The sequence below is a fragment of the Paenibacillus sp. lzh-N1 genome, assembly GCF_002872435.1.
GTDB lineage: Bacteria > Bacillota > Bacilli > Paenibacillales > Paenibacillaceae > Paenibacillus > Paenibacillus polymyxa_C.
Map to the genome: position 1 here is coordinate 3,749,010 of NZ_CP025696.1, position 19,702 is coordinate 3,768,711.

2 protein-coding genes (1 of these 2 running past the window's edge) are annotated in these 19,702 nt (G+C 47.8%); both read left to right on the forward strand.

Annotation, left to right across the window (positions count from 1 at the left end):
* Positions 1–11,133, forward strand: a complete 11,133-nt coding sequence (locus C0638_RS17120; RefSeq protein WP_102163658.1) for a non-ribosomal peptide synthetase — start codon at positions 1–3, stop codon at positions 11,131–11,133.
* A protein-coding gene (locus C0638_RS17125; RefSeq protein WP_102163660.1) for an SDR family NAD(P)-dependent oxidoreductase crosses the window boundary here: on the forward strand, positions 11,117–19,702 show its 5' portion. 11,172 nt of this gene lie beyond the right edge of the window; the window shows 8,586 of its 19,758 coding nt (coding positions 1–8,586); it begins with the start codon at positions 11,117–11,119; its stop codon lies beyond the right edge, outside the window. Before C0638_RS17120 ends, C0638_RS17125 begins: the two co-directional genes overlap by 17 nt.

The window sequence follows — 19,702 nt, forward strand, 5'->3', positions numbered from 1 at the left end:
ATGACACGTAAACATGATCAAAGATCAGACCTTAATATCCCGATCGTTTCTTTTATGGAAACTTGCCGGCAATTTCCTGAAACAGAGTTGTTTACTTTTGAGAATGAAGGAGAGCATCCTCAAGTTCTTACGGGAACCACGCTTTTGCTGCAAGTGCAAACTTTGGGCAACATTCTAATGAAAGAACTGGCCGCGCAGGAAAGAGCGCTTCTTGTATTTCCACAGGGTCTGGGATATATCAGCAGCATGCTGGCATGTTTTTATGCAAACATCGTAGCCATCCCTACACCCATTACAGCAGCAGAGCCAGATGAAAAAATGCTTGAGAAAATAAAGCCTATTCAAACAGATTCCGAGGCTGTATGTATCATAACAAATACTGCATTCAAAGCCTTTCTCCAAACACAACCAGAGTATAGAACGTTTCGTATCCTAAATATTGATGAGATTCTTCAGAAGAGCGCCGCCCACGTAGATATGAAGATGAGAATGCCAGCACCTGAAGATATGGCCCTTTTGCTGTACACATCAGGCTCTACATCCCTGCCTAAAGGCGTAATTCTCAGCCATAGATGTTTGATGAATCAGGTTAAGGCTAAGCAATGGAGAATTGACCAAAATAGCCGTATCGTGTCCTGGATGCCGCAATTCCATGCTTTTGGACTGCAAAACAATATTTTGGTACCGCTATTCAATGGTGCCTCAAGCATTCTTCTCCCACCAGAAAGCTTTGCTAAAAATCCGGAGCACTGGATTCAGATGATTGACAAGTATCAGGCTACCCATACGGCTGCGCCAAACTTTGCATTCGATTACTGCTGCTCCACCTTGGACATAGCTTCACTACAGGAATATTCTCTACACCATCTGCAAGCTATTATATGTGCAGGTGAGCCCATTCGGAAGGAGAGTTACGAAAACTTCATTCATAATTTCCGGGCATTAGGGCTTAAAGAAGATATATTTTGTCCTCTTCTGGGCTTGTCTGAGCTGTGTCCTGTTACCAGTGTAAAACCGGGCCAGTCGATGAGATTTCTTAATTTGGATATTCCTAGCTTGGAGCAAAGAAGAGTCCAATACACAGATGAGAAGAATCCATCAAAGACCGTTGTCAGCTGCGGGGAAATCGAAGCTCCAACAGAAATACGGATTGTTCATCCTGAAAGTCATATGCAATGCCTACCAGGGGAAATCGGCGAGATTTGGATTAAATCCGATCGGACGGCAGAGGGCTATCTAAACAGGAAGGAAGAAACGGACAGCACTTTTGAGGCGGTACTTTCCAATACACAAGAAGACGGTTTTTTCCGTACAGGAGACCTTGGTTTTATTGCAGACAATCATATCTATGTCATCGGCAGAGAGAAGGAAGTCATCATCATTCATGGTAAAAATCATCATGCTGTCGATATTGAATGGACCATCCAAAAGAATATGCCGGAGTTGACCTTGCCTATCGCTGTATTTTCCGCCGAAATCAATGGTCAGGAAAAGGTAATCGTCGTACAGGAGATTGAAGCACCTCTTCATAAGCAGGAATATAAACGACTGGTTGAAAACATGCTGAACGCTGTATCTGGGACACATCAACTTGAGATATATGATATATATTTGCTGCCAAAGGGTAGTATTCCCAAAACGGGGAGCGGGAAAATTCAAAGAAAGGTCTGCCGTAATGCCTATATCAAACAAGAGCTTAGGGCGCTTTATCAATATCGGAGTACCCTCTCAACAGCGCATTCAGATATAGGAGAAACGGATGTTACTATAAACGCTGTTTCGTTGATACAGCTGAAGATTCAGGAATATATGGTGCATTTTTTGCATGGGGAACTGAATCTGGAGTCCGAGGCAATGGATTTGAATAAAAATATTCACGGCTACGGCATCGATTCCATTCTTGTCATGAAGCTCATACGCGGTATCGAAAAATCTTATCCGATCAAGGTTAATGCAAGAGAAATTCTAGAATACCCGACGATTCAACTGCTATCGGCTTATTTAGCCAAAAAGATTGAAAAAGATAAACCGGTTGTAGAGGCCAAGACCGAGACAATCCTGCACGGTTTGCAAAGGAATCCACTTTCTGAAGTTCAAAAAGGACTGTGGTTATTACATAAAATGTCTCCTGAAATCAATGCTTACAATGTACCGATATGTCTCCGATTTAATACGAAAGTGGAGATAGAGAACGTTAAACAGGCTTTCCACACCGTTTTAGAACAATATCCTATTTTAAATAGTGTGATTGAAGAAGAAAACGGGACACCTTATCAAAAGCTGGAGCCTGCTCAGCCGTTCAATATGCAGGTAGAGGATATTTCAAGCTTGAAAGCGGATGAAATCATGCCCTTTATTCGGAGCAAGGCAAAGCAGCCATTCGCGCTGGAACAGGACTCTATGATGCGTGTGTACCTGATGTCCAGGTCCGAACAAGAACATTTCATACTAGTGGTCATCCATCATATTATTTTTGATGGTAGTTCTTTCGTCCTTTTTATTCAAAGTTTTTTAGATGCATATAAAGACTTGGTACGAGGAAATAGACCAATCGTTTTACCACCTGCCGCGAGCTATAACGATTTTGTGGAATGGGAACAAACGATGCTGGCCAGTGCAGAAGGGGAGAAGCATTTTTCCTATTGGAAGCAACAGTTGTCGGGTGCTTTACCGACTCTAGAGCTTCCATATAACCGCTCAGGTTTTCTGACTCCGAGCATGGAAGGACAAACATACACCAAGCGGCTTCCAGTTGATTGGGTCAATCGGGTAAAATCTTTTGCTCGTACGCAATATATGAGCTTGTCTACCGTCTTGCTAGGTATGCATGTGATATTGCTTAACAAGTATTCGAGACAGGAAGATATCATCGTTGGTATGCCAGTTATGGTACGACCAGAGGAGCGTTTTGACCAACTAATCGGATATTTTGTTAATATGCTTCCCATACGCAGCCAAGTGTCGGAGACAGAGACATTCTTGGATTTCATGAAAAAATTGCAAATGACCGTAGTCAATGGGATGGATCATGCTCCTTATCCTTTTCCGGCTCTGGTTCGAGCATTAAATGTGCCGCGTCTGCTGGCGAGCTCGCCTGTGTTTCAAACCGTTTTTTCTTACCAAAATTACCTGCAAACTTCAAGCTTGCAGCAGCTTTGTGCGCCGTATAGCGATAGCTTTACCGTTGAGTTGGTAGAAGAAATTCACCAGGAAGGTGAATATGAGCTGGTATTGGAGCTGCTGGAGCAGGAAGAAGAGATGACATTAAATATCAAATACCGTTCCGGTTTGTTCGATGAATCAACTATTGTACAGATGGCTGAGCGTTATATCGGATTAGCGGAAGCACTAATGAGCAATCCTACAGGGGCCCTGCAGGACTATTCAGTACTATTGCAAGAGGAAAAGAACAGCATCCTTTATGACTGGAATGCAACCGAAGTGAGTTATCCGGATAAATGCTTTCCCGAATTATTCATAAAACAGGCAAGAAAAACGCCTGAGGCTATTGCAGTCGTGTATGAAGAACAATCGCTTACCTATCGGGAATTAAAAGAAAAGAGCACTTTGCTCGCCATATATTTGCAAAATCAGGGCGTGACTCCTGATACGCTGGTAGGAATTTGCATGGAACGGTCTTTAGAAATGGTCATTGGGCTGTTGGGAATCCTTCTGGCAGGAGGAGCCTATGTACCGCTTGATCCAGACTATCCGGAGGATCGATTGGAGTATATGCTTCAGGATTCCAATGCATCCCTTGTCATTACGCAATCGGGATTGTTGGAAAAAGTGTCTCGGCTGGCAGGGAGCAATGTGAACTGCATTGTTCTTGATAACGATTGGGATCTTCTGACAAGTAATGTAAAGGGGAGAAAGACACTCAAACGGGAAGTGCAGTCTAGCCATTTGGCATATGTGATATATACCTCTGGAAGTACAGGGAAACCCAAAGGGGTCATGATCCCGCATAAAGCGTTGACCAACTTTCTTCTTTCCATGGCAGAAAAGCCAGGCATAACAGAGCAGGACAAACTGCTCGCAGTGACAACGTATTGCTTTGACATCGCAGGACTGGAATTATACCTGCCTTTGATTAAAGGCGCTCAATGCTATGTTTGCAGTTCTGAAAAAGCCAAGGATGCCGAAAGACTCAAGCAGGAGATACAAAAAATAAAACCGACAATAATGCAGGCTACTCCTGTGACTTGGACCATGCTCTTTCAAGCTGGCTGGAAGAACGAAGAGAACATGAAAATGCTCTGTGGCGGAGAAGCACTTTCAGAAACATTGAAATCTTATTTTGTTCATAACAACGGTGACGCATGGAATATGTTTGGTCCGACTGAGACGACAATTTGGTCTACAATTCAAACGATTACCGCCGACAAGCCGCTTTCGATCGGTAAGCCTATTGCCAACACTCAGATTTATATTTTGGATCAGCACCTTAGACCTGTGCCTATTGGACTTCCGGGTGAGCTTTTCATTTCGGGCAGTGGCTTGGCCAGAGGTTATTTGAATCAGCCGGTGCTTACGGATGAAAAGTTTATTGACAACCCATTCAAGCCCGGAACTAAGCTCTATAGAACTGGAGATTTATGCAAGTGGCTTTCTGACGGCTCTATTGAGTATTTGGGTCGGATGGATTATCAAGTGAAAATTCGCGGTTTTCGGATTGAGCTTAGTGAAGTTGAAGGTCAAGTCAGAACATATCCAGGAATTGATGAATGCGTCGTGGTTGCCAAGGAACAAGGAGAGGATAAGCAACTTGTTGCCTACTATTTGCGGAACGACTCCGAGTTCGGGAAGTCCTCACTTGACCCGAAAGAAGTGCGAAATTATTTAAAAGCATTCTTGCCTTATTATATGATTCCAGCATTCTTTATCGAACTAGACAAGCTGCCATTGACCCCGAATGGAAAAATAGACCGGAAGGAATTAATGAGTCGCAAGGTCGAGCTGGCGACAGCAACAAGAAAAATCCATTTGCCACAATCAGATGTTGAACATCAAGTTTTAACAATATGGAAAAAGCTTCTGGATGTCGATCATCTAAGTACGGATGATGCCTTTTTCGACGTGGGTGGAAATTCTTTTACAGCCGCAGAGATGGTTAGAAAGATCAAGGACAAGCTGGAATGCGATATTTCGGTGACAGCACTGTTCAAGTATCCAACGATTAGGGAACTTAGTGCTTATATTATGAAAGTAAAAGGCGAGGCCCCAGCTTCTGCAACAGAACAAACAGATACCACTGAAAATACCATTTCACAGGGAATAGACTCAAAGGAAGATGAACATAAACCATCCTACCCTGATTATTATGAGGATAGCATCGCAATCATAGGAATCTCGTCCCTTTTTCCGGGTGCGAAAAACCACGTTGAGTTTTGGAGTAATTTGAGGGCAGGGGTAGAGAGTGTCCGGTACTTTTCCGAAGATGAACTAGCTCAATTAGGGCTGGAGAGAGAGATTGTCGAGCATCCAAACTATGTGCCCGGACAATGCACAATTGAGGGGAAAGAGTATTTTGACCCTGAGTTTTTTAATTTGTCCCAGAAAAATGCTGAATTTATGGACCCCCAGATGAAATTGCTGTTACAGCATGCATGGAAGGCTGTTGAAGATGCTGGTTATGTTTCTAAAGAAATTCCTGAAACCAGTGTGTATATGTCGGCGAGCAGCAGTTTTTATCAATCATTTATTCCTAATTTGGCATCGCAGTCGCCTAATGTCCTGAGGAATGCGGATGAATATGTAACCTGGATTTTGGCACAGGGCGGGACCATTCCTACTATGATATCTCATAAATTGGGATTTAAAGGTCCCAGCCTATTTGTGCATTCCAACTGTTCTTCCTCGTTAGTCGGACTGCGTTTAGCTTCGCAAAGCCTGTTGTCCGGTGAAGCAAAATACGCGTTGGTTGGTGCGTCAACAATCTTTCCTTTCAACAGTTTAGGCTATGTATATCAGCCTGGCTTGAACTTTTCTAGTGATGGTCATATTAAAGCTTTTGATGATTCTGCAGACGGAATGATTGGCGGAGAAGGGGTTGGAGTTGTTCTACTGAAAAAAACGCTGGATGCCGTTAGAGACGGTGACCATATATATACGATTTTACGAGGGGTCGGCGTGAACAACGATGGGACTGACAAACTAGGGTTTTATGCCCCAAGTGTTAAGGGTCAGTCTGAAGTTATTCAGAAGACGATCGAATCAACCGGAATTCATCCCGAAACGATCAGTTATATTGAGACACATGGAACCGGAACCAAATTGGGCGATCCGGTTGAATTTGCTGCCCTAAATGATACATTCAGGCAGTATACAGCCAAAAAACAATTTTGTGGTATTGGATCTGTCAAAACCAATATCGGACATCTGGATACTGCAGCAGGTTTGGCGGGGTGTATTAAAGTCGCTTTAAGCTTATATCATAATGAGATTCCTCCAACGCTTAATTACGATACACCCAATACCGATATCCATTTGTCTGATTCGCCTTTTTATGTTGTTGATAAACTGCGGAAATGGGAACATGCGTCAGTTCCCCATCGGGCGGCATTAAGCTCCTTTGGCATAGGGGGAACGAATGCTCATGCCATTTTCGAACAATTTATAGCCAATGATGAACCCGAACGCTCTAAATCCAGTTTGATGAACGATGCTGCTGACTATCTTATTCCTTTGTCTGCCAAAAATCATCAGCGCCTCAAGGCATATGCTGGGGATCTCTCGGCTTTCTTGACAGCTTCTCAAGAAATCAATTTGTCGAATGTATCTTTTACGCTTCAAACAGGACGAACGGCAATGAAAAGTCGGGTAGCGTTTATTGTCAAGAATACGAGCGAGCTGGTGCAAAAACTGGAATCGTTCGCGAATGGGCAAGAACATATCGAGAATTGCTGGAGGGGAGAACATAATCAGCAAGATTCAGTTCAATGGTTTGAACAGGAAGAAGTGTTCAAGGAATTAGTGAGCAAATGGATCTCAAATCGTGAAATGAACAAGCTGGCAGAGCTATGGGCAAAAGGCTTCTATATCGATTGGAAATTGCTGTATTACGGTCTCCGGCCGAAAAGAATCAGTCTGCCTACGTATCCTTTTGCTCAGCGACGCTGCTGGGCTCCTGAGGTTGAGGCTGGGGCAGCAAGGGTCAGAGCAGCGGTGGAAGCACCTGTGACTGCAGCCAGCCATACCCTGATGTTTGAGCCAGTCTGGAAGGAGCAGGACGTACCGCCGGAGGTCGAAGCTCCTGCCTATGACCGTCGTATCATCTTGCTGTGCGAGCCGGACGAGGCTTTGCCTGAACGGCTTGAAGCGAGAGTGAACGGAGCGGCGCAGGTCTTGGCTTTCTCATCCGGGAAAAGCCGGATGGATGAGCGGTTTCAGGCCTATGCAGTTCAGGCCTTTGAGAGCATCCAAAGCATTCTCAAAGACAAGCCTTCGGGAAGGGTGCTGGTTCAGCTTGTCGTGACGGCGGCTGGAGAAGGGCAGCTCTTTTCGGGACTTTCGGGTCTGCTGAAGACCGCCCGACTGGAAAATCCGAAACTCATCGGGCAATTGATTGAAGTGGAACAGGGCGAATCTGCAGAAAGTCTGCTGGTGAAGCTGGAGGAAAATAGCTGTAGTCCAGTAGATGGATGGATACGCTATGGGGGCGGTCAACGCAAAACCGCTTGCTGGAACAGGTTCGAGCCGTCCCGGCCAGAAGAGAAGCTGCCATGGAAAGACGGTGGCGTATATCTTATCACCGGCGGCTCTGGCGGTCTGGGACTGCTTGTTGCAGAAGAACTAGTTCGGCATACCCGAGCAGTGACCTTGATTCTGACAGGCCGGTCGCCACTGGACGAAAACAGGCAAATCCGGCTGAAGGAGCTGGAGTCCTTAGGGGCCAGAGTGGTGTATAAGCAGGGAGATATCACCGACAGGAATACGGTGACTGGCTTGCTGGAAAGCATCCAGGAGGAATTTGGGCGTGTCCACGGGATTATTCACTGTGCAGGGGTGATTCACGATAACTTCATTCTCAAGAAAAGCAGGGAAGAATTTATCGAGGTGCTGGGACCGAAGGTCCAAGGACTGGCCCATCTGGATGAGGCAAGCAGCGGTCAGGATCTGGACTTCTTCGTGCTCTTTTCCTCCATCTCGGGCAGCCTGGGCAATCCAGGACAGGCCGATTATGCCACCGCCAACGCCTTTATGGACGCGTATGCGGCATACCGAAATACCCTGGTGGAAGCCAAGAAACGACGGGGTCGAACACTATCCATTCGCTGGCCGCTGTGGAAAGAAGGCGGGATGCGGATCGATGAGGACACGGAAAAGCTCATGAGACAGAACATGGGCGTTACGACCCTACAAACCGAGTCGGGCATTCAGGCGTTGTACCAATGTCTGTCTTCAGGCAAGGAGCAGGTGATGGTCATGGAAGGAGAACCCGAGAAAATCGAGGCCTATCTGACGAAATCCGTTCCGCATATCAGTATCCGTGCGATACAGGCATCTGCGCCGAAGCTGGATGCGGCCTTACTTTACGATAAAACTTTGCATCATCTCAAGGCGCTGTTGGGAGAGGTGACCCGGCTGAGCGTTGGTAGCATTGAAGCTCATGAACCGCTAGAGCGCTATGGGATTGATTCCATCATGATTACCCAACTGAATGCCAAGCTGGCAGGATCTTTTGGCGAGCTGTCCAAGACGCTGTTTTATGAGTACCAGACCTTGCGTGCCCTGGCAGAACATTTAGTGGCGGAATACGCACTGGAATGCATGCAGTGGGTTGGAATGAGTCCGGACAAGGAACGGGTGGAGGAAACGACTGCGGCAACCCAGTGCACTGAAGAAGAAGGCACGCCAGTTGCGGGGCAGACGATTGCGGAGACGGTGACAACGAAGTCCAGCCGTAGCGATGTGAAGCCTGTTCGAAGCTACGCGGAGTCTGGCGCAGAGGAAACACGAGAACCGATCGCCATCATTGGTATGGCGGGAAAGTATCCAGGTTCGAAGGACATGAACGAATATTGGGAAAATCTCAAAGCAGGGAAGGATTGTATCGGTGAAATCCCGCAGGAACGCTGGACCCTGGAAGGATTCTTCCAGTCTAACAAACAGGAAGCGGTGGCTGATGGCAAAAGCTACAGCAAGTGGGGCGGTTTTATCGAAGGCTTTTCGGAATTCGATCCACTGTTTTTTAATATTGCACCGCGGGAAGCACTCAGTATGGACCCTCAGGAAAGGCTGTTCATTGAAGCCTGCTGGGAAGCGATGGAGGACGCGGGCTACACCAGAGAACAGCTTGCGGTACAGCATAATAGCCGGGTAGGTGTGTTTGCGGGAATTACCAAAACGGGCTACGAGCTTTATGGGCCGGAATTATGGAAGATGGGGGCCAAAATATTTCCCCAAATATCCTTTAGTTCGGTAGCCAACCGGATTTCGTACCTGTTCAATTTGCAGGGACCGAGCATGCCGGTGGATACGATGTGTTCGTCCTCGTTGACCGCGATTCATGAAGCGTGTGAGCATCTATACCGCGGAGAATGCGAGCTGGCCATGGCAGGAGGAGTGAACCTGTATCTGCATCCGCTGAGCTATGTCGGACTTTGCGCCAACCAGATGCTGTCCATAGACGGACAGTGCAAGAGCTTCGGAAAGGGAGGCAACGGCTTTGTCCCAGGAGAAGGCGTGGGGGTCGTGCTATTGAAGCCGCTGTCCAAGGCGATAGCAGATGGAGACCCGATCCATGCGCTCATCCGGGGAACGAGCATCAACCATGGGGGCAAGACCAACGGGTATACAGTGCCTAACCCGACTGCTCAAGGGGAGTTGATCCGATCAGCACTAGAGCGAGCCGGGGTACATGCTCGGACCATCAGCTATATTGAAGCTCACGGAACAGGCACAGAACTGGGAGACCCCATTGAAGTAACCGGTCTGACCCAGGCCTTCAGGAAGGATACGGCAGACAAAGGATTTTGCGCCATGGGCTCTGTGAAGTCCAACATCGGACATTTGGAGGCGGCAGCGGGCATCGCAGGGATTGGGAAAATTGTCCTGCAGATGAAAAACCGGACGCTGGTTCCCAGCCTGCACGCCCAGGAACTGAATCCGAACATTCCTTTTGAGCAGACGCCGTTTGTCGTACAGCAGGAGCTGGAGAAATGGAAGCGGCCGGTGGTTGAGCTCGGTGGAGAGACACGAGAATACCCGAGAATGGCTGGGATTTCATCGTTTGGAGCAGGAGGCGCCAATGCCCATGTCATCATTGAAGAGTACGTTCCAGAAGAGAAGGCGCCCATCCGTGTGACAGCTCACAACCCCCTTATTATTGTGTTGTCGGCCAAAAGTGAGGATCGACTGAAACAGCAGGTCGAGAGATTGCTGTCCGTGATCGGGAAAGGAGAGGTCACAGAAAGCAATCTGGCTGATGCAGCCTACACGCTCCAGGTAGGACGTGAAGCGATGGAAGAACGCCTGGCGGTAATTGCCGAGTCGATGCCAGCACTGGTGGAGAAGCTGGAAGGATTCCTGGAAGGTCACGACGGGATATCCGAGCTGTACCGAGGACAGGTCAAGCGAAACAAAGAGGCACTGTCCGCACTGATAGAAGATGAAGATATGGAAAAAACGATCGCTGCTTGGATCGGAAAACGGAAATACGCGAAGATAGTAGATCTTTGGGTAAAGGGACTGACGATGGATTGGAGCATGCTTTATGGAGATGTCAAGCCGCAGAGAATGAGCTTGCCAGCCTATCCTTTTGCAAAGGAGCGGTATTGGATCACGGATATTAAAACCAAGCAGGCTTCCATTGAATCTACCAAATCTGTACAGCCAACGAATATATTTATCGATCAAAAAGCATCTACGGTAGCGGCAAATATTTCGCAAATGAATGGAAAAGAAAGCGACGATCCAAATTCCGAAGCTATTCCTTCGTATATCCAGAATATTCAGAGCCACATTTCCACCAGTGTCAAAATGAAGAAGATGCCAGATATTTCTTATCTAGCGGCTGAATACGAAAGAATTCCTTCGACTATGGTCGACAACCAAGCTTACTCGGAACAGGATGGGGCGACGCGAGGGACTAATCGGATGAGGAGGCTTACAGATGAAGGAAATGAATGATGTCTTATGCAAATTGCTATGGGGGTATTTGCAGTTGATGGGATTATGCCCTTATGCACATATGAACAAGAAAGCTATGATTGATGATTTTAAAACTAAAACAGCATTGCTGAGTTTATACGATCGCTGGCTTGAAGAAAGCATAGAGGTATTGGCACGGAATCATTATTTTTATCGTAAAGGAGACTCTTATAGCGTAACGGATACCGCTTCGGTTGATGTGCAGGCTGTATGGAAGGAATGGGAATTGAAGAAAAGTGAATGGCTGAAAAATCCGGATCTCTCGGCCTGGGTTGTACTCGTAGAATCAACATTGCGCAAGTTGCCGGAAATTTTGACCGGAAACATACCTGCCACCGACATTGTTTTTCCTCAGTCCTCCATGAAGCTGGTGGAAGGTATATATAAAAATAGCCCTGCAGCAGATTACTTTAATGAAGTGCTGGGGGATATTGTGGTTTCCTACTTGAATGAACGGCTTAAGCATGACCCGACAGGGTCGATTCGAATCATTGAAATTGGTGCAGGCACCGGAGGAACCAGCGCTATGCTCTTCCATAAGCTTCGACCTTATCAGGAACATATTCATGAATACTGCTATACCGATAAATCCAGAGCATTTTTATTGCATGCACAAAAAGAGTATGGCCCGCAAAATCCTTACCTGACTTATAAAATTTTTAATGTGGAAGAGTCGGCTGTGGGACAAGATATCGAAACGGGCGGTTATGATATTGCGATTGCCACCAATGTCCTGCACGCCACGAGGAACATTCGGCATACGTTAGGCAATGTCAAAGCAGCGCTGCGAAAAAACGGCCTGATTCTTATCAATGAAATCAGTGGAAACTCGCTGTTAAACCACTTAACCTTTGGCTTGTTGGAGGGATGGTGGCTTTATAATGACCCTGAACTGCGTATTCCGGGCTCCCCCGGTTTATACCCTGAACGTTGGCAGGAGGTATTGGAAAACGAGGGATTCCGGTCCGTCTTTTTCCCTGCTCAGGAAGCGCATGAAGTAGGCCAACAAATTATTGTGGCTGAAAGTGATGGTATGCTTCGGCATCAACAGGAGCTTGAACATGACAAGCTTCCATTGAAACAGCGTGACACAGGGGTTCAATCAGCTGCTGATGTATCCGATGAGATGGCCGAAGAGCATGTCAGGGAGCTTATTGTAGAGAAGTTGGCAGAGGCGTTGAATGTAGACTTTTCAATGATTGATGTCCATGAGTCATTCGCAGATTATGGCTTGGACTCTATTCTTGGCGTCAACTTTGTACAGGATGTCAATCAGGGGCTGGGCATTCATTTGCAGACTACAGACATCTTTGATTACAGTTCGGTAAAACAACTGACGGTATACATTTTAAGCCAATTTGGCGATACCGTTTTACAGGCCTTGGGACACAATGCTGATTCAATAGAGGATAGAAAAGATGCAAGCCGTGAAATCCAAGCGATTGAGGATAAGGATAAAGATTATGTGTTTAATCCGGTTCAAACGGCACGTGCATCCATTGAGCCAGAGAGACCTAAACAGGAGAATAAAGGGAAGGATTTAGCGCAAAGAGAGCCGATTGCGATTATTGGAATGAGCGGGCGATTTGCCGGGTCTGACAATGTAGATGAGCTTTGGAATCACCTTAAGAATGGCGACGATTTAGTAAAAGAGGTGACTCGGTGGGATCTTTCAAAATATCAGGAAAAAAATGCGAGCTACTGCAATTATGGAAGCTTTTTGGAGGATATTGATAAGTTCGATCCGCTTTTTTTCAATATTTCGGGGCTGGAAGCTACTTACATGGATCCACAACAGCGGTTGTTTCTCGAGGAAGCATGGCATGCTCTAGAGGATGCGGGCTATGCGGGTACAGGGATGGATGGACGTCGGTGCGGAGTTTATGTAGGCTGTGCCGAAGGAGACTACCAGCGATTGCTGGGTGAAGACCTGCCTCCGCAAGCACTATGGGGCCATATGGGTTCCGTGATTCCCGCCAGAATCTCCTACTACTTGAATCTTCACGGACCAGCTATAGCTGTAGATACAGCTTGTTCCAGTTCGTTAGTTGCTGCCCATCTTGCTTGCCAAAGCTTATGGTCCGGGGAAACGGATATGGCTTTAGCTGGTGGGGTGTATATTCATACTACCCCTCGCTGTTATTTATATGGTGATAGGGCAGGCATGTTATCTCACACAGGGCACTGTTATACCTTTGATGATAGGGCAGACGGTATGGTTCCGGGAGAGGCTGTTGGCGCGGTTGTGCTCAAACGGCTTGACGAAGCAGTTGCCGATGGTGACCACATCTATGGGGTGATTTTAGGTTCAGCGATCAATCAGGACGGCACCACGAATGGACTTACTGCACCAAGCCAGAAGTCTCAGGAGCGACTGGAGCAATATGTGTACGATACTTTTCATATTCATCCAGAGCAAATCCAATTGGTGGAAGCGCATGGGACAGGTACCAAATTGGGAGATCCGATTGAATATCAGGCATTGACGCGAACATTTAGAAAGTATACGGACAAGAAGGAATATTGCGCGATCGGGTCCATTAAAACGAATATCGGTCATACGCAAATTGCGGCAGGAATTACAGGAGTAATTAAGCTGTTATTGTCATTAAAACATGAGCAGATTCCGCCTTCACTTCATTTCCAATCAGGCAATTCCAATATTCAGTTTGCGGATAGCCCTTTTTATGTCAATACGCAACTGCAGAATTGGTTGATTGAGCCTGAAGCCAGACGTTGTGCTGCGGTTAGCTCCTTTGGTGCCAGTGGAACTAATGCCCACATGGTCATCGAAGAGGCTCCACATACAAAACGAAGACATTCCGAAAAGCCGGCTTATTTCATTCCGCTGTCCGCCCGGACTTCACAACAATTACGCCGCCAGGTGGAGCAACTGGTTGCATATTGCGAACAGGAGCCTGAGGCAGACTGCGGTAACATGAGCTATACATTATTGCTTGGGAGAAAGCACTGCAATCATCGGCTTGCATGTGTTGCCCGCAATCAAGGTGAGCTTGTCATGTCCCTTAAAAGGTGGCTGGAAAAAGGCAGTTCTTCTCAAGTTTATTATTCTGAACTACACGAAAAAGACCAACGCATTCAATCGTCCTTGAAAAGATATGGAAATGAATGTATCCAAAACTGTCAAAATGCAGGTGATGTCCGCGAGTATTTGGAGTTTTTAACTACGATTGCGGATTTATATGTTCAGGGATATCCGTTAGACTTTGAGCATTTGTTTTCAAATGAACAGTACTCCAGAATTCCGCTACCAACTTATCCTTTTGCAAAAGAGCGGTATTGGGCGCCTGGGAATGAAGCTCAAATGGCTAAGAGCATAGGGATAGAAAGTGAAATCGAATTAACGATTTCTAGACCAGAGGCAAAACCAGTGGCTACAGCTAGCCATACCCTGCTGCTGGAGCCAGTTTGGAAGGAGCAGAACGTACCGCCGGAGGTCGAAGCTCCTGCCTATGACCGTCGTATCATCTTGCTGTGCGAGCCGGACGAGGCTTTGCCTGAACGGCTTGAAGCGAGAGTGAACGGAGCGGCGCAGGTCTTGGCTTTCTCATCCGGGAAGAGCTGGGTGGATGAGCGGTTTCAGGCCTATGCAGTTCAGGCCTTTGAGAGCATCCAAAGCATTCTTAAAGACAAGCCTGCTGGAAGGGTGCTGGTTCAGCTTGTCGTGGCGGCTACTGGAGAAGGGCAGCTCTTTTCGGGACTTTCGGGTCTGCTGAAGACGGCCCGACTGGAAAATCCGAAGCTCATCGGGCAATTGATCGAAGTGGAGCAGGGCGAACCTGTGGAAAGCCTGCTGGCGAAGCTGGAGGAAAATAGCCGCAGTCCGGTCGATGGATGGATTCGCTATGAAGGCGGTCAACGGAAAACCGCTTGCTGGAGCAGGTTCGAGCCATCTCGGCCGGATGAGAAGTTACCATGGAAAGACGGTGGCGTTTATCTTATTACCGGCGGCTTTGGCGGCCTGGGGCTGCTTGTTGCAGAAGAGCTGGTTCAGCATACCCGAGCAGCGACTGTGATCCTGACAGGCCGGTCGTCGCTGGATGGAAACAAACAGACGCGGCTAAAAGAGCTGGAGTCCTTAGGGGCCAAAGTGGTGTATAAGCAGGGGGATATCACCGACAGGAACACGGTGACTGGCTTGCTGGAAAGCATCCAGGAGGAATTTGGGCGTGTCCACGGGATTATTCACTGTGCAGGGGTGATTCACGATAACTTCATTCTCAAGAAAAGCAGGGAAGAATTTATCGAGGTGCTGGGACCGAAGGTCCAAGGACTGGCCCATCTGGATGAGGCAAGCAGCGGTCAGGATCTGGACTTCTTCGTGCTCTTTTCCTCCATCTCGGGCAGCCTGGGCAATCCAGGACAGGCCGATTATGCCACCGCCAACGCCTTTATGGACGCGTATGCGGCATACCGAAATACCCTGGTGGAAGCCAAGAAACGACGGGGTCGAACACTATCCATTCGCTGGCCGCTGTGGAAAGAAGGCGGGATGCGGATCGATGAGGACACGGAAAAGCTCATGAGACAGAACATGGGCGTTACGACCCTACAAACCGAGTCGGGCATTCAGGCGTTGTACCAATGTCTGTCTTCAGGCAAGGAGCAGGTGATGGTCATGGAAGGAGAACCCGAGAAAATCGAGGCCTATCTGACGAAATCCGTTCCGCATATCAGTATCCGTGCGATACAGGCATCTGCGCCGAAGCTGGATGCGGCCTTACTTTACGATAAAACTTTGCATCATCTCAAGGCGCTGTTGGGAGAGGTGACCCGGCTGAGCGTTGGTAGCATTGAAGCTCATGAACCGCTAGAGCGCTATGGGATTGATTCCATCATGATTACCCAACTGAATGCCAAGCTGGCAGGATCTTTTGGCGAGCTGTCCAAGACGCTGTTTTATGAGTACCAGACCTTGCGTGCCCTGGCAGAACATTTAGTGGCGGAATACGCACTGGAATGCATGCAGTGGGTCGGAATGAGTCCAGACATGCAGCTGGTGGAGGAAACGACTGCGGCAACCCAGTGTGCCGAAGAAGAAAGCGCGCCAGTTGCGGAACAAACGATTGCGGAAGAGGCGACAGCGAAGCTTACCCGAAGCTACGTGAAGCCAGTTCGAAGCTATGTGCAGTCTGGCGCAGAGGAAACATGTGAACCGATCGCCATCATTGGTATGGCAGGCAAGTATCCAGGTTCGAAGGACATGAACGAATATTGGGAAAATCTCAAAGCAGGGAAGGATTGTATCGGCGAAATCCCGCAGGAACGCTGGTCGCTGGAAGGATTCTTTCAGCCTGATAAAGAAGAAGCGGCTGCGCATGGCAAAAGTTACAGCAAGTGGGGCGGTTTTATCGAAGGCTTTGCGGAATTCGATCCACTGTTTTTTAATATTGCACCGCGGGAAGCACTCAGTATGGACCCTCAGGAAAGGCTGTTCATTGAAGCCTGCTGGGAAGCGATGGAGGATGCAGGCTACACCAGAGAACAGCTTGCAGTAAGACATAACAGCCGGGTAGGTGTATTTGCGGGAATTACCAAAACAGGATTTGATCTGTACGGTCTTGATCTATGGAGAAAGGGAGCGCAAATATTCCCTCACACTTCCTTTAGCTCGGTAGCCAACCGAATTTCGTACCTGTTCAATTTGCAGGGACCGAGCATGCCAGTGGATACGATGTGCTCGTCCTCGTTGACCGCGATTCATGAAGCGTGTGAGCATCTATACCGCGGAGAATGCGAGCTGGCCATGGCAGGAGGAGTGAACCTGTATCTGCATCCGCTGAGCTATGTCGGACTTTGCGCGAACCAGATGCTGTCCATAGACGGACAGTGCAAGAGCTTCGGAAAGGGAGGCAACGGCTTTGTCCCAGGAGAAGGCGTGGGGGTCGTGCTATTGAAGCCGCTGTCCAAGGCGATAGCAGATGGAGACCCGATCCATGCGCTCATCCGGGGAACGAGCATCAACCATGGAGGCAAGACCAACGGGTATACAGTGCCTAACCCGACTGCTCAAGGGGAGCTGATCCGGTCAGCACTAGAGCGAGCCGGGGTACATGCCCGGACCATCAGCTATATTGAAGCTCACGGAACAGGCACAGAACTGGGAGACCCCATTGAAGTAACTGGTCTGACCCAGGCCTTCAGGAAGGATACGGCAGACAAAGGATTTTGCGCCATGGGCTCTGTGAAGTCCAACATCGGACATTTGGAGGCGGCAGCGGGTATCGCAGGGATTGGGAAAATTGTCCTGCAGATGAAAAACCGGACGCTGGTTCCCAGCCTGCACGCCCAGGAACTGAATCCGAACATTCCTTTTGAGCAGACGCCGTTTGTCGTACAGCAGGAGCTGGAGAAATGGAAGCGGCCGGTGGTTGAGCTCGGTGGAGAGACACGGGAATACCCGAGAATGGCTGGGATTTCATCGTTTGGAGCAGGAGGCGCCAATGCCCATGTCATCATTGAAGAGTACGTTCCAGAAGAGAAGGCGCCCATCCGTGTGACAGCTCACAACCCCGTTATTATTGTGTTGTCGGCCAAAAATGAGGATCGACTGAAACAGCAGGTCGAGAGATTGCTGTCCGTGATCGGGAAAGGAGAGGTCACAGAAAGCAATCTGGCTGATGCAGCCTACACGCTTCAGGTAGGACGTGAAGCAATGGAAGAACGCCTGGCGGTAATTGCCGAATCGATGCCAGCACTGGTGGAAAAGCTGGAAGGATTTCTAGAAGGCCACGATGGGATATCCGAACTGTACCGAGGACAGGTCAAGCGAAATAAAGAGGCACTGTCCGCACTGATAGAAGATGAAGATATGGAAAAAACGATCGCTGCCTGGATCGGGAAACGGAAATATGCGAAGATTGTAGATCTTTGGGTGAAGGGACTGGCGATGGACTGGAGCATGCTTTATGGAGATGCCAAGCCGCAGAGAATAAGCTTGCCAGCCTATCCTTTTGCAAAGGAGCGGTATTGGATCACGGATATTACGATCCCATCTGTAGAAAGAATCCCTAGTGAATCTCAAGAAAAAGCAGTTCATGTTCAATCTCAAGTGATGGAGCCTGCACCTCCTGAAGCTTTAATGCTATCCGGTTTTTCCAGTAGTTCTGAAAAACCAAGCGGGATTTCCTTACGGAATTTGTCGGACAGTCAGCCGCAGCTTAGTAAGTCTGCCAACCAGCAGGGGTCTCCGATTATTTTAACTTCTCCGGAAGGGGTAATGCCTACATCAGAAAAGGACAAAAAGACGGAAGAACAGACGCCTGTGGCTCCTGCCCTATCCATATCGTCAGAAATATTGCAGGAGGAGCTGACAACAAGTCTGGCGCAAGCTTTATATATAGATCGGGACGAGATCGATGAGGATAAAAACTTTGTTGATCTTGGATTGGATTCCATTATAGGCGTAGAGTGGATTCGAAACATTAATAAACACTACCACACATCCATAACAGCGACAAAAGTCTACGATTATCCGACCATACGGGAGTTCAGTAAATTTTTAGAAAAGGAATTGGGCGATCGTGTGGCCGAATTAATCATGCCGTCTTCTGCTGCGTCTATTCCAGATCAGGCACCTGCGAAGCATTTACCGCCGCTCGTATCATTGGAAACGGATAAGCAGACAGAGGCCTCACTTCAGATTAATTTAATGCCGATATCGCCTGAAAAGCAGCCGCAATTCGGCACAACTCCGTCTGGTGTCTCTACAGAGCAATTACGGGAAGAACTGACGGCAAGCCTAGCTGAAGCCTTGTACATGGAGCAAAGCGAGATTGAGGCAGATAGAAACTTTATTGATATCGGACTGGATTCGATTATAGGCGTAGAATGGATTCGAAATATGAATAAGCGTTACGGCACATCCATTGCAGCTACCAAGGTCTACGACTATCCGACTATTCTGCAATTTACCGAGTTTTTGGCACAAGAAATCAATAAGCATGAGGGTAAGAAAAGCTTCGTTCAGCAGCCCTTGGACACAGTCACAGGCACGGACAAACCTATAGCAGAAGTCCATTTGCCGCGAACAGACACGATCCAATGCTCTCCAGCGCAGTTGCCTAAAGCGGAAACGGTGCCATTGCGTCGGATAAAAGCAGAAGAGGAATCAGTGTCAGCAACTTCGGAAAATCAAGATGCAATTGCAATTGTCGGGATTTCGGGAAGATATCCTGGTGCCGAAGATGTACAGCAATATTGGAAAAATCTCGCTCAGGGTCAAAACTCCATTGTTGAAATCCCGAAGAACCGCTGGGACGTAGACCCGTTGTATGATCCGCGTCCGGCACAAGAGGGGAAAGTAAATTGCAAGTGGCTGGGTGCCTTGAAGGATATCGAATATTTTGATCCGTTATTTTTTAATATATCTCCTACCGAGGCGGAAGGGATGGACCCGCAACAGCGCATCTTTTTGCAAGAAGCCTATAAAGCCTTTGAGGATGCAGGTTATAGCGGCTCGCAGTTGGGAAATAAAAAATGCGGCGTTTATCTTGGCATTTTAAATAATGAGTATAGTATGATGCGC

What these genes read in the sequence shown, in the direction of transcription:
- C0638_RS17120 (WP_102163658.1), top strand. Translation starts at nt 1, where the DNA reads ATGACACGTAAACATGATCAAAGATCAGACCTTAATATCCCGATCGTT.